This window comes from Citrobacter sp. Igbk 17 (assembly GCF_028069775.1).
Classification (GTDB): domain Bacteria; phylum Pseudomonadota; class Gammaproteobacteria; order Enterobacterales; family Enterobacteriaceae; genus Citrobacter.
In genome coordinates this window covers 12,730-24,238 of sequence record NZ_JANEWI010000007.1, presented here as the reverse complement: position 1 = coordinate 24,238, position 11,509 = coordinate 12,730, and the positions used below count along the sequence as shown (strand labels likewise).

Genomic DNA, 11,509 nt, shown 5'->3' with positions numbered 1-11,509 from the left:
TCCAGGCAAGAAATGCCGGATGGCGACCCGTTGGGTCTTATCCGGCCTACGAAGATGCTTCTTTGTAGGCCGGATTAAGCAGGTCGTTTATTCCACAGCCCATTCAGGCTCATTGGACGCGCGGCGACTGTAGTTCTGATAAATCGCCATCGCCAGCAGTGAGAAGAATATCGGACCGCCAGTCATCCACAGCGCACTGTTCCAGTCTCCGGCCTCGATCACCGGCTGGATGATGGTAAATACGTTGGCAAACGTCACCACCAGTACCACCACTCCCGTTGCCAGCAACGTTGCCGCCCGGGTTTTAAAAATAACAAACGGCCTTTCCAACCCCACGCGGGATTTGAAGAACGGAAACGCCAACGCCAGGAACAGATACGGCAACGTCATAGATACGTTCGCCATCAGCGTCAGTTTGTTATAAAACGCGGAGGCCGTATCACCGCCGAAGGAAACTAACAGAATAAACAAACTCACCAACAGGCACTGCATCCACATTGCTGTCGTTGGCATACCCATCGCATTCAGTTTGGTCATCGGTGCCGGCCACAGCGCTTTTGGTGTTCCCTGAATAATCGCTTTCAGCGGCGAGTAGCTAAGGGTAAAAAAAGCACCGGTATAGGCAAGGAACATGGAAAGCCCGGTAATACGCGCAAACCATACCCCCATCGTCGTTGCCGTCTCTGGGGAAAGGTGCAGCGCATTACCCAATGTCATGCCAAGACTTTTCATCAGGATATAAGTAATATTACCAAGGTTAACGGAACCATTACTTAATACCTGCTGCCAGTTGGTGCTAACACCCCACAAAAATATGGCCAGCGAATAACCAACTGAAATGACGATAGCGGCAAAGACAATGCCTTTTGCAAAGTTCTTTTCTGGTTTCTCCGTTTTATCGACCAGTCCACCCACGGCTTCAATTCCACCATAAGCAAAAATGGCAAATACCACGAACGACAACATTGCCAGGCCTGACTGATATCCCGGATTGGGTGAAGATGTAAAATTAATATCCTGCGCAAAGTGGCCACCTGTTAATAACAAAATAGCGACACTCACTAACAACAGAACTAAGTTAAGACACATTACGGCAATTCCGCCTACAGCCGTAATACGTGCAATCTTATTAATACCGCGGGAAGCAACACAGGTCACCACCACCATCCAGCCGACCGCAAGCAGTCCGACAACCTGGGTTGGTTCAAGCCCGGCGATACCCCAATGCTGCGTCATGTCTGCACCGAATAAGAAGGTGGAGAAAGGCACCCATACTTTTGCCGCTGTGCTAACCATCCATATCACGTAGGAGGAGAACCACATAAACGTACCGATAAATGCGTAGCGTGGTCCAACGCTATTATTCATCCACGAATATATTCCACCCTCTTCTTTTCGATAGGCGGAACCCATTTCTGCCATCATTAAAGCGAAGGGAATAAAGAATAATAATGCAGAAAATATATACCAGGGAATCGCACTATATCCCATCAAATAAAATGCAGAGGGACTATTTGCAAATCCGAAAACTGACGTGAATATCATAAGGATGAGACCTATCAGGCTCATCTTCTTTATTGTTTGGGTCATTCAACCATCCCTTACTCTGGCAAGCGTTTAGCAAACGCCGCTCACCGATTGGCACCGCTCTCTTTGCAGAGTTCAGCAATTAAAAATCAACACAGAATTGATACCTAAACGATACCAGATATCCAGAGTCAAATTGTGGCTATTAGAGGGAAAGTGAAAAAATGTGCTACAAAGTGGCGGTTTTACCGCCACTTTGTTTTGCGAAGGGAAAACACGTTATGCGCGATCGACGGTAAAGGCGATAACGTCAGCCAGGCTATCAGCGCCCAGCGCCAGCATCACCAGACGATCAACACCCAGCGCCACACCAGAGCAATCCGGCATCCCAACCTTCAACGCTTCAAGCAAGTTGTTGTCAATTGGCTGTTGCGGCAGGCCACGCGCTGCACGTTTACGATTATCCTGCTCAAACCGTTGCTGCTGTTCACGCGCATCGGTCAACTCATGGAAACCATTCGCCAGCTCAATACCTTTATAATAAACCTCAAATCGCTCTGCGACCCGATGATCTTCAGTACTGATTTGCGCCAGTGACGCCTGGCTGGCCGGGAAATGGTACACAAACGTTGGTTTGTCTTTGCCAATATGCGGCTCAACACCCATTGTAAACAACAGTTGCAGCAAGGTATCCCGGTCTTCTTCAGTATCCGCGATATTGCTGAGATCCAGCTTCGCCGCCACTTCTCGCAGTTGGGTTTTATCCGCAGACAGCGGGTCAATCTCCAGATGACGCTGGAAAGCTTGCTGGTAAGAAAGGCTTTCGGCAGGTGAGCAGTCCAGCACTTGCTGCAACAAATCATCCACTTCGTTCATCAGGCGATACATGTCGTAGTGTGGGCGATACCACTCAAGCATGGTGAACTCAGGATTATGATGCCGTCCCATTTCTTCATTGCGGAAGCTGCGACATAGCTGATACACCGGGCCACATCCAGCGACCAGCAGGCGCTTCATATGGTATTCCGGGCTGGTCATTAAATAGAGGTTCATCCCCTGGGAATGACCAGGGCCAACGAAACGCGTTTCGAACGGGAACAGATGAATGTCCGTTACCGTCGCCTGACTCATGCAAGGTGTCTCAACCTCAAGCACTCCACGATCGGCAAAAAAGCGGCGAATCTCCGCTATAATTGCTGCACGTTTTAACAGATTGGGGATGGACGCGCTCGGCTGCCAGGTTGCCGTTTCGCTCATGGTTGTTTCTCCGATTTCAGACAAGGGCACGAAGTCTACTCGTATCGTGCTAGCGAGACAAATTTCACGCGGGAATAATAAACACTGGCTGGCGGGTAAAAAAAGCAATATTGGGTGGTTTAGTAATTAAATTAATCAAATTCAATGATAATTCAGCCCTCTGATACGCTAAAAAAATCGAACACGTCAAATTTCCCTCACATCCCTAAGACTATACTATTGTACCTATAAAGGAGCAGTGGAAACGCGTTCATAACCTGTTTGAATCCGATTAAGCATCTGAATTCGGGCGGGGATGAAATAACAACAATCTGGAGGAATGTCGTGCAAACCTTTCAAGCCGATCTTGCCATTATAGGCGCCGGTGGCGCGGGATTACGTGCTGCAATTGCTGCCGCACAAGCAAATCCCAACGCTAAAATCGCACTGATCTCAAAAGTGTACCCAATGCGCAGCCATACCGTTGCTGCCGAAGGCGGCTCTGCTGCTGTCGCGCAGGATCATGACAGCTTTGACTACCATTTTCACGATACGGTAGCAGGCGGAGACTGGCTGTGTGAGCAGGATGTCGTGGATTACTTTGTCCACCACTGCCCAACTGAAATGACGCAGCTGGAACAATGGGGCTGCCCATGGAGCCGTCGTGAAGACGGTAGCGTCAACGTACGTCGCTTCGGCGGCATGAAAATCGAGCGTACCTGGTTTGCCGCGGATAAAACCGGCTTCCACATGCTGCATACGCTGTTCCAAACTTCTTTGCAGTTCCCGCAGATTCAGCGCTTTGATGAACACTTCGTTCTGGATATCCTGGTTGACGACGGTCATGCTCGCGGCCTGGTCGCCATGAACATGATGGAAGGCACCCTGGTACAAATCCGTGCTAACGCCGTCGTGATGGCAACGGGCGGTGCGGGTCGTGTTTACCGTTACAACACCAACGGCGGCATCGTAACCGGCGACGGTATGGGCATGGCGCTGAGCCACGGCGTTCCGCTGCGTGATATGGAATTCGTTCAGTATCACCCAACCGGTCTGCCTGGTTCCGGTATCCTGATGACTGAAGGCTGCCGTGGTGAAGGCGGTATTCTGGTCAACAAAAATGGCTACCGCTATCTGCAAGATTACGGCATGGGCCCGGAAACTCCGCTGGGTGAGCCGAAAAACAAATACATGGAACTCGGTCCGCGTGACAAAGTTTCTCAGGCTTTCTGGCACGAATGGCGTAAAGGCAACACCATCTCCACCCCACGTGGCGATGTCGTTCACCTCGACCTGCGTCACCTCGGCGAGAAAAAACTGCTCGAACGTTTACCGTTCATCTGCGAACTGGCGAAAGCCTACGTGGGTGTCGATCCGGTTAAAGAACCGATCCCGGTACGCCCGACCGCACACTACACCATGGGCGGTATCGAAACCGATCAGCACTGCGAAACCCGTATTAAAGGTCTGTTCGCGGTGGGTGAATGTTCCTCTGTTGGTCTGCACGGTGCTAACCGTCTGGGCTCCAACTCTCTGGCGGAACTGGTGGTCTTTGGCCGTATGGCGGGTGAGCAGGCTGCAGAACGTGCTGCAACGGCTGGCGCTGCAAACAGTGCCGCGCTCGATGCACAGGTTGCTAGCGTTGAAAAACGTCTGAAAGATCTGGTTAACCAGGAAGGTAACGAAAACTGGTCTAAGATCCGCGACGAAATGGGTCTGTCTATGGAAGAAGGTTGCGGTATCTACCGTACACCGGAACTCATGCAGAAAACCGTTGATAAGCTGGCTGAGCTGCAGGAACGCTTCAAGCGCGTACGTATCACTGATACCTCCAGCGTCTTTAACACCGACCTGCTGTACACCATTGAACTGGGTCACGGCCTGAACGTTGCCGAATGTATGGCGCACTCCGCGCTGGCACGTAAAGAATCCCGCGGCGCGCACCAGCGTCTGGATGAAGGCTGCACCGAGCGTGACGACGTTAACTTCCTCAAACATACCCTCGCCTTCCGCGATGCTGACGGCACGACTCGCCTGGAATACAGCGACGTGAAAATCACCACTCTGCCACCAGCTAAACGTGTATACGGTGGCGAAGCGGAAGCAGCCGATAAGAAGGAGAAGGCGAATGGCTGAGATGAAAAACCTGAAAGTTGAGGTGGTGCGCTATAACCCGGAAACCGATACCGCGCCGCACAGTGCTTTCTATGAAGTTCCTTATGATGAAACCACGTCTCTGCTGGATGCGTTGGGCTACATCAAAGATAACCTGGCACCGGACCTGAGCTATCGTTGGTCCTGCCGTATGGCAATCTGCGGCTCTTGCGGCATGATGGTCAACAACGTGCCGAAGCTGGCGTGCAAAACCTTCCTGCGTGATTACACCAGCGGTATGAAGGTTGAAGCGTTGGGCAACTTCCCGATTGAACGCGATCTGGTCGTCGATATGACGCACTTCATCGAAAGTCTGGAAGCGATCAAGCCGTACATCATTGGTAACCCGCGTACTCCGGATCAGGGTCCAAACACCCAGACTCCGGCGCAGATGGCGAAATATCATCAGTTCTCCGGTTGCATCAACTGTGGTCTGTGTTACGCCGCGTGTCCGCAGTTCGGCCTGAACCCTGAGTTCATTGGACCGGCTGCAATTACACTGGCGCATCGCTATAACGAAGATAGCCGCGACCACGGTAAGAAGGAGCGTATGGCTCAGTTGAACAGCCCGAACGGCGTTTGGACCTGTACTTTCGTGGGCTACTGCTCCGAAGTCTGCCCGAAACACGTCGATCCGGCTGCGGCCATTCAGCAGGGTAAAGTTGAAAGTTCAAAAGACTTTCTTATCGCCACCCTGAAACCACGCTAAGGAGTGCATGATGACGACTAAACGCAAACCCTATGTGCGGCCGATGACGTCCACCTGGTGGAAAAAGCTGCCATTTTATCGCTTTTACATGCTGCGCGAAGGCACGGCAGTTCCGGCAGTCTGGTTCAGTATTGAACTGATTTTCGGCCTGTTTGCTCTGAAGCATGGTGCTGAGTCCTGGATGGGCTTTGTCGGCTTTTTGCAAAACCCGGTGGTGGTCATCCTCAACCTGGTTGTTCTGGCTGCAGCGCTGCTGCATACCAAAACCTGGTTTGAACTGGCGCCGAAAGCCGCCAACATCATCGTAAAAGACGAAAAAATGGGGCCAGAGCCGATCATCAAAGGTCTCTGGGTAGTTACTGCGGTTGTGACCGTAGTCATACTGTATGTAGCCCTGTACTGGTAAGGAGTCCGGGATGATTAATCCAAATCCAAAACGCTCTGACGAACCTGTATTCTGGGGTCTGTTTGGTGCAGGTGGTATGTGGGGCGCAATCATTGCGCCGGTAGTGGTTCTGCTGGTTGGTATTATGCTGCCGCTGGGTCTGTTCCCGGGCGATGCGCTGAGCTATGAGCGCATTATGGCATTTGCCCAGAGCTTCATCGGACGCGCATTTCTGTTCCTGATGATCGTTCTGCCGCTGTGGTGTGGTTTACACCGTATGCACCACGCTATGCATGACCTGAAAATCCACGTGCCTGCTGGCAAATGGGTATTCTACGGCCTGGCTGCAATCCTGACCGTTGTAACAGCGATTGGCATTCTGACTATCTAATCGCAGTTGCTACCTATTAGGCCCGCCACTGGCGGGCCTTTTTATTTTTGCACAACGCCGGTCAACCAGCGGGAAAAATCACGCATCGCAGGCGTCTCCGGACGGGATTGCAATCGCGTAATCCAGTAACTTCCCAAATCAATCTGCGTTAAAAACGGTTGTACGATACGCTCACTGCTCAACAAATGCGTGAACATTCTGACGGGAGCAATCGCCACCCCCAGCCCTGCCTGCGCCGCTTCAAGCATCGTGACGGACGAGTCAAACACGATCACATTGTGCGTTGGTGAAGGGGGAGTCTCTCCGGCCGCCTGCATCCACAGCGCCCATTCATCACGACGATACGATCGTAATAGCGGAAATTTCAGGATATCTGCAGGCGTCTGAATCTGAAAGGCCAGATCGGGTGAACAAAGTGGAGACATCAGCGCGCTACATAAATATTGCGCATCGGTATCGTGCCAGGCTCCACCACCATAGCGAATGGTATAATCCAGGCCTTCGGCGGCAGGATCAACACGGTTATTATGCGTGGAAAGCTGTAAATCGATATGCGGATAGCCCCGTTTGAAATCGTGTAGAAGTGGGAAAAGGCACCCCACCGCAAAAGTGCCTACCACACCAATTTTCAGTTTTTCCTGAGCCTGGTTACTGGCAAAACGGTCTAACATCGCCGCCATACGATCGAAGGAATCATTAAGTACAGGTAACAGACTTTCACCTTCTGTCGTGAGCATCAGTCCCCGTGAAACGCGGATAAAGAGCTGACAATTCAGCTGTTGCTCCAACGCTTTCACATGCTGGCTGATAGCAGAATGCGTTACATTCAGCTCAATTGCTGCGCGGGTAAAGCTGAGATGCCTGGCGGCCGCTTCAAAAGCCCGCAGAGAATTAAGTGGGATATAGCTACGCGTCATCATCTTGCCTGTTAGAAAAACTTATATCTGCTGCTAAATTTAACCGTTTGTCAACACAGTGCAAATCAAACAAACTTGTCGCGTCTGATGGGCCCGGACACCCTTTCGCTTTTTATTACGGAAATGATTTCATGATGAAAAAATCGTTATGCTGCATGCTGCTGATGGCCGCTTCTTTCTCAACGTTTGCCGCCTCGAACACAGAACAACACATTGCCGATATCGTTAACCGCACCATCACACCGCTGATGAAAGAACAGGCCATTCCGGGTATGGCCGTGGCCGTTATCTACCAGGGAAAACCGTATTATTTTACCTGGGGTAAAGCTGATATCGCCAATAATCGCCCGGTCACACAGAATACGCTGTTTGAGCTCGGTTCAGTCAGTAAGACCTTCAATGGCGTGCTGGGTGGCGATGCGATCGCCCGCGGCGAAATCAAACTCAGCGATCCGGTCACCCAGTACTGGCCGGAACTCACAGGCAAACAGTGGCAGGACATTCGTCTGCTGCACTTAGCCACATACACGGCTGGTGGCCTGCCGCTTCAGATCCCCGACGAGGTGACGGATAAAACCGCATTGCTGCACTTTTATCAAAACTGGCAACCTCAGTGGGCCCCAGGCGCTAAACGTCTCTATGCTAACTCCAGCATTGGTCTGTTTGGCGCACTGGCGGTGAAACCCTCAGGAATGAGCTACGAAGAGGCGATGACCAGACGCGTCCTGCAGCCATTAAAACTCACACACACCTGGATTACCGTTCCACAGAACGAGCAACGGGATTATGCCTGGGGCTATCGCGATGGTAAGCCCGTACATGTTTCGCCGGGCCAGCTTGATGCCGAAGCGTATGGTGTGAAATCCAGCATTATGGATATGGCACGCTGGGTTCAGGCCAATATGGACGCCAGCCACGTGCAGGAGAAAACTCTGCAGCAGGGCATCCGGCTCGCACAGTCACGTTACTGGCGCATTGGTGAGATGTACCAGGGCTTAGGCTGGGAAATGCTGAACTGGCCAGTAAAAGCAGAGACGATTATCAACGGCAGCGACAGTAAAATCGCTCTGGCGGCGCTTCCGGCCGTTGAGGTAACCCCACCAGCCCCCGCAGTAAAAACCTCCTGGGTACATAAAACAGGTTCGACTGGCGGATTTGGTAGTTATGTAGCTTTTATTCCGGAGAAAAATCTGGGCATCGTGATGCTGGCCAATAAAAGCTACCCGAATCCTGCTCGCGTCGACGCGGCCTGGCGCATCCTTGAAAAACTGCAGTAACCGGCGTTGAGGTCCGATCCGTCGGGCCTCCTTTCTTCCACGTCTTTTCCTGCTGTCATCTACACTTAACAAAAATACAGCAAGGAATATCCCATGCGCATTCTGCCTGTCGTTGCTGCAGTCACGGCTGCATTTCTGGTAGTGGCTTGCAGTTCACCTACGCCGCCCAAAGGCGTTACTGTTGTAAACAACTTTGATGCCAAACGTTATCTTGGCACCTGGTATGAGATCGCGCGGTTCGACCACCGCTTTGAACGTGGGTTGGATAAAGTTACTGCAACCTATAGCTTGCGCGATGACGGTGGGATCAACGTCATCAACAAAGGCTACAACCCGGACCGAGGCATGTGGCAAAAAACGGAAGGCAAAGCCTATTTCACCGGCGATCCTGGACGGGCTGCTCTTAAGGTCTCGTTCTTCGGTCCCTTCTATGGCGGGTATAACGTGATTGCACTCGACCGGGAGTATCGCCATGCGCTGGTCTGTGGCCCGGATCGCGACTATCTGTGGATCCTCTCTCGCACCCCAACGATTTCAGATGAGATGAAACAGCAGATGCTGGCAGTCGCGACCCGGGAAGGGTTTGAAGTGAACAAGTTGATTTGGGTAAAACAGCCAGGCGCTTAGTGGGTGCTGAGCTTCAGGCCAATAATGCCGGCAACAATCAACCCCAGGCTGAGCAGACGCGCCGGGCTGGCTGATTCACCCAGTAGCAGAATGCCGGTAATGGCTGCCCCTACCGCGCCAATCCCGGTCCAGACGGCATAAGCTGTACCAACTGGCAGCGTTCTCATCGCCCAGGAAAGCATAGCGATACTGACGATCATCGCCGCAATGGTGATAATACTTGGCGTTAAACGGGTAAAACCGTGGGTATATTTCAAACCAATCGCCCAGACAACTTCAAGCAGGCCCGCGATAAGTAAAACGATCCAGGACATAACAGGCTCCAGAACACTATGGGGCCGTCCCCGGGTGAAAGATGCGTTTGCAGGTCGTCCCGCAAAGCGGATGTATGAAATGGCATTTTTGCCCGGGAGAAAATGAATTTCAACCTTTTTATTCATTGCTTACTTAAAGCAAGAATTAAGCCCAATTAGAGGCGTAGTTCCCGCATTTGGCTCACATTGGACTTCTCTATGATGAAGAGCTTTCTGAACTCCGAGAGCCATTGGATCCTCTTCTGAATGCGAAAGGTTTATGCTTAAAATTTTAGTGATTGACCGGTGCCACTTCACCCGCACAGGGATAGAGGCCTTGCTTAATCATTCTGGTATGTTCAACTCTTCATTTCTGGTGTCAGGGATTAATAATCTGATGTTGGCTAAAGAGCATATTTTGCAGTGGAAGCCACATCTGGTAATCGCAGATTTATGTAGTTTTCTCAGCGATATTCACTCCAGCCCCCCTATCGCACCCTTTTTTATGAGCTGTGGCGCCATCCCGCTGATTTTACTACAATCAGGCGACCGATCGCATAACCCAATCGATCCCCCTCACTCTGCCGTTCACTCGACATTGTCCAAACATATCACACTGCATGATCTTTCACGCACGATCCAGGATGCGCTACAGATCCGCCCCGTATTAGATACACCTAAAAATGCCACACCGCTGCTTACACCACAGGAAGAGAAGGTACTGTCGTTGTGGATGGATGGCGTTGATAACAATGCAATAGCCGCCACGCTCTGCATTCATGGTAAGACGGTGTACACCTATAAGCGAAATATCCGTATGAAGCTACACCTGGGGAACCGATTTTCACCGTTTCTCTCTCTACCTGAGAAGATGAATTAACGGTACGACTGTGCGTCGTACCGTTCATAGTTATTGCTGAGCCTTTGTCGCTGCACCAGAAATGGCGCTACCGCCCTCAGAAATATCCTGACCTACGCCTCGCGTCGTATTACACGCCGTTAATACGGAAGAAAGTACCAACACAGAAAAGATCGCAGCAATTGTCTTCTTAACCATAACGTCTTCCTTTTCTAGCCAATATTGTTTGTGTATAGCTACTTAATAATAGACAAGATCCGGGGGGGTGACGGATAAACGACCGTTTTTAAGACAATATGAGGGGACTAGCTGGCAGCGTGAGAAATTGAATTACCAAGATGTTTGATATCTTCACCAAAACCGCGCGCCGTATTACAGCCCGCCAGGAGGGTGCTGGTGAAAAGGATAAGCATTACAAGACCGAGAAGACGTTTCATCATTCCTGCCCTGGAAAAGTATGGCGCAGCAATCTGCACCAACATCTTAAAAATACGCAAAATCATTCAGGCCGCCTGATGCAGCCTGAAAGATGAAGAATATTACTTCACGCGGGATACGTATTCACCAGAGCGGGTATCCACTTTGATGACTTCGCCGATCTGTACGAACAGCGGAACTTTAACCACTGCACCGGTGGACAGCGTCGCTGGTTTACCACCAGTACCTGCAGTGTCACCTTTCAGACCTGGGTCAGTTTCAATGATTTCCAGCTCAACGAAGTTCGGCGGGGTCACGGAGATAGGCTGACCGTTCCACAGGGTCACGATGCACTCAGCCTGATCCAGCAGCCATTTAGCGCTATCACCTACCGCTTTCGCGTCAGCAGCAAGCTGTTCGAAAGTGGAGTTGTTCATGAAATGGTAGAACTCACCGTCGTTGTACAGGTAAGTCAGGTTCATATCTACAACGTCTGCGCCTTCTGCGGAGTCGGTGGATTTGAAGGTTTTCTCTACACGAGTACCGGTCAGCAGGCGGCGCAGCTTAACGCGTGCAAATGCCTGACCTTTACCCGGCTTAACGAATTCACTGGCTTCAACCGCATAAGGTTCGCCATCCATCATGATTTTAAGACCGGCACGAAAATCGTTGCTATAGTAAGTCGCCATAAGGCCCTCTGAAATTGTTAACTGGTAG

14 protein-coding genes are annotated in these 11,509 nt (G+C 51.2%); 7 read left to right on the top strand and 7 right to left on the bottom strand.

The features are described 5' to 3' along the window. Positions 1-87: 87 nt before the first annotated feature. Together yjeM and epmA are read right to left on the bottom strand one after the other, a co-directional pair. Positions 88-1,590, bottom strand: coding sequence for a glutamate/gamma-aminobutyrate family transporter YjeM (gene yjeM / locus NNO08_RS06060; RefSeq protein ID WP_271454078.1), 1,503 nt, complete (start codon positions 1,588-1,590; stop codon positions 88-90). A gap of 216 nt (positions 1,591-1,806) precedes the next feature. Continuing rightward, positions 1,807-2,784 (bottom strand): elongation factor P--(R)-beta-lysine ligase, encoded by a 978-nt coding sequence (epmA, locus tag NNO08_RS06055; protein WP_137384013.1) that lies wholly within the window; start codon positions 2,782-2,784, stop codon positions 1,807-1,809. A gap of 324 nt (positions 2,785-3,108) precedes the next feature. Here epmA and frdA point away from each other — a divergent pair, with 324 nt between their 5' ends. Genes frdA through frdD form a run of 4 tightly spaced genes read left to right on the top strand, consistent with a single transcriptional unit; the run spans position 3,109 to position 6,402 of the window. After that, positions 3,109-4,899 (top strand): fumarate reductase (quinol) flavoprotein subunit, encoded by a 1,791-nt coding sequence (frdA, locus tag NNO08_RS06050; RefSeq protein WP_271456348.1) that lies wholly within the window; start codon positions 3,109-3,111, stop codon positions 4,897-4,899. Next, positions 4,892-5,626, top strand: a complete 735-nt coding sequence (frdB, locus tag NNO08_RS06045; RefSeq protein WP_137384014.1) for a fumarate reductase iron-sulfur protein — start codon at positions 4,892-4,894, stop codon at positions 5,624-5,626. Before frdA ends, frdB begins: the two co-directional genes overlap by 8 nt. 10 nt (positions 5,627-5,636) lie before the next feature. Then, on the top strand, positions 5,637-6,032 hold the full coding sequence (frdC, locus tag NNO08_RS06040; protein ID WP_048212908.1) for a fumarate reductase subunit FrdC: 396 nt from the start codon (positions 5,637-5,639) through the stop codon (positions 6,030-6,032). A gap of 10 nt (positions 6,033-6,042) precedes the next feature. Continuing rightward, complete coding sequence (gene frdD / locus NNO08_RS06035; RefSeq protein ID WP_048212909.1) at positions 6,043-6,402, top strand: fumarate reductase subunit FrdD; 360 nt, start codon at positions 6,043-6,045, stop codon at positions 6,400-6,402. 41 nt (positions 6,403-6,443) lie between these two features. Here the strand turns inward: frdD and ampR are convergent, their stop codons facing one another. Then, positions 6,444-7,319: a LysR family transcriptional regulator AmpR gene (ampR, locus tag NNO08_RS06030; RefSeq protein WP_271456347.1), complete on the bottom strand. Its 876-nt coding sequence runs from the start codon at positions 7,317-7,319 to the stop codon at positions 6,444-6,446. A gap of 131 nt (positions 7,320-7,450) precedes the next feature. Between ampR and blaCMY the strand changes: the two genes are divergently transcribed. Together blaCMY and NNO08_RS06020 are read left to right on the top strand one after the other, a co-directional pair. Then, positions 7,451-8,596: a CMY-2 family class C beta-lactamase gene (blaCMY, locus tag NNO08_RS06025; RefSeq protein ID WP_271456346.1), complete on the top strand. Its 1,146-nt coding sequence runs from the start codon at positions 7,451-7,453 to the stop codon at positions 8,594-8,596. A gap of 93 nt (positions 8,597-8,689) precedes the next feature. After that, positions 8,690-9,223, top strand: coding sequence for a lipocalin family protein (locus NNO08_RS06020; RefSeq protein WP_202039898.1), 534 nt, complete (start codon positions 8,690-8,692; stop codon positions 9,221-9,223). Here NNO08_RS06020 and sugE read toward each other — a convergent pair. Further along, positions 9,220-9,537: a quaternary ammonium compound efflux SMR transporter SugE gene (sugE, locus tag NNO08_RS06015; RefSeq protein ID WP_000118520.1), complete on the bottom strand. Its 318-nt coding sequence runs from the start codon at positions 9,535-9,537 to the stop codon at positions 9,220-9,222. The genes NNO08_RS06020 and sugE overlap by 4 nt on opposite strands. Before the next feature lie 259 nt (positions 9,538-9,796). Here sugE and NNO08_RS06010 point away from each other — a divergent pair, with 259 nt between their 5' ends. Beyond that, complete coding sequence (locus NNO08_RS06010; protein ID WP_271456345.1) at positions 9,797-10,396, top strand: helix-turn-helix transcriptional regulator; 600 nt, start codon at positions 9,797-9,799, stop codon at positions 10,394-10,396. Between the two features lie 30 nt (positions 10,397-10,426). On the opposite strand, the gene ecnB is transcribed toward NNO08_RS06010, so the two are convergent. The 3 genes from ecnB to efp form a co-directional block, all read right to left on the bottom strand. Beyond that, positions 10,427-10,573 (bottom strand): lipoprotein toxin entericidin B, encoded by a 147-nt coding sequence (gene ecnB, locus NNO08_RS06005; RefSeq protein ID WP_003025482.1) that lies wholly within the window; start codon positions 10,571-10,573, stop codon positions 10,427-10,429. A 107-nt stretch (positions 10,574-10,680) separates the two neighbouring features. Beyond that, on the bottom strand, positions 10,681-10,815 hold the full coding sequence (gene ecnA / locus NNO08_RS06000; protein ID WP_040232999.1) for a lipoprotein antitoxin entericidin A: 135 nt from the start codon (positions 10,813-10,815) through the stop codon (positions 10,681-10,683). A 99-nt stretch (positions 10,816-10,914) separates the two neighbouring features. Beyond that, positions 10,915-11,481 carry an elongation factor P gene (gene efp, locus NNO08_RS05995; protein ID WP_005120972.1) on the bottom strand — a complete coding sequence of 189 codons (567 nt, stop codon included), beginning with the start codon at positions 11,479-11,481 and terminating at the stop codon, positions 10,915-10,917. Between the last annotated feature and the right edge of the window lie 28 nt (positions 11,482-11,509).

Bases quoted from the DNA above. Each gene is read 5' to 3' on its own strand.
- frdC (WP_048212908.1), top strand. From the start codon at position 5,637: ATGACGACTAAACGCAAACCCTATGTGCGGCCGATGACGTCCACCTGG.
- yjeM (WP_271454078.1), bottom strand. From the start codon at position 1,590: ATGACCCAAACAATAAAGAAGATGAGCCTGATAGGTCTCATCCTTATG.
- efp (WP_005120972.1), bottom strand. From the start codon at position 11,481: ATGGCGACTTACTATAGCAACGATTTTCGTGCCGGTCTTAAAATCATG.
- ampR (WP_271456347.1), bottom strand. From the start codon at position 7,319: ATGACGCGTAGCTATATCCCACTTAATTCTCTGCGGGCTTTTGAAGCG.
- frdD (WP_048212909.1), top strand. From the start codon at position 6,043: ATGATTAATCCAAATCCAAAACGCTCTGACGAACCTGTATTCTGGGGT.
- sugE (WP_000118520.1), bottom strand. From the start codon at position 9,537: ATGTCCTGGATCGTTTTACTTATCGCGGGCCTGCTTGAAGTTGTCTGG.
- epmA (WP_137384013.1), bottom strand. From the start codon at position 2,784: ATGAGCGAAACGGCAACCTGGCAGCCGAGCGCGTCCATCCCCAATCTG.
- ecnB (WP_003025482.1), bottom strand. From the start codon at position 10,573: ATGGTTAAGAAGACAATTGCTGCGATCTTTTCTGTGTTGGTACTTTCT.
- frdB (WP_137384014.1), top strand. From the start codon at position 4,892: ATGGCTGAGATGAAAAACCTGAAAGTTGAGGTGGTGCGCTATAACCCG.
- NNO08_RS06020 (WP_202039898.1), top strand. From the start codon at position 8,690: ATGCGCATTCTGCCTGTCGTTGCTGCAGTCACGGCTGCATTTCTGGTA.
- ecnA (WP_040232999.1), bottom strand. From the start codon at position 10,815: ATGATGAAACGTCTTCTCGGTCTTGTAATGCTTATCCTTTTCACCAGC.
- blaCMY (WP_271456346.1), top strand. From the start codon at position 7,451: ATGATGAAAAAATCGTTATGCTGCATGCTGCTGATGGCCGCTTCTTTC.
- NNO08_RS06010 (WP_271456345.1), top strand. From the start codon at position 9,797: ATGCTTAAAATTTTAGTGATTGACCGGTGCCACTTCACCCGCACAGGG.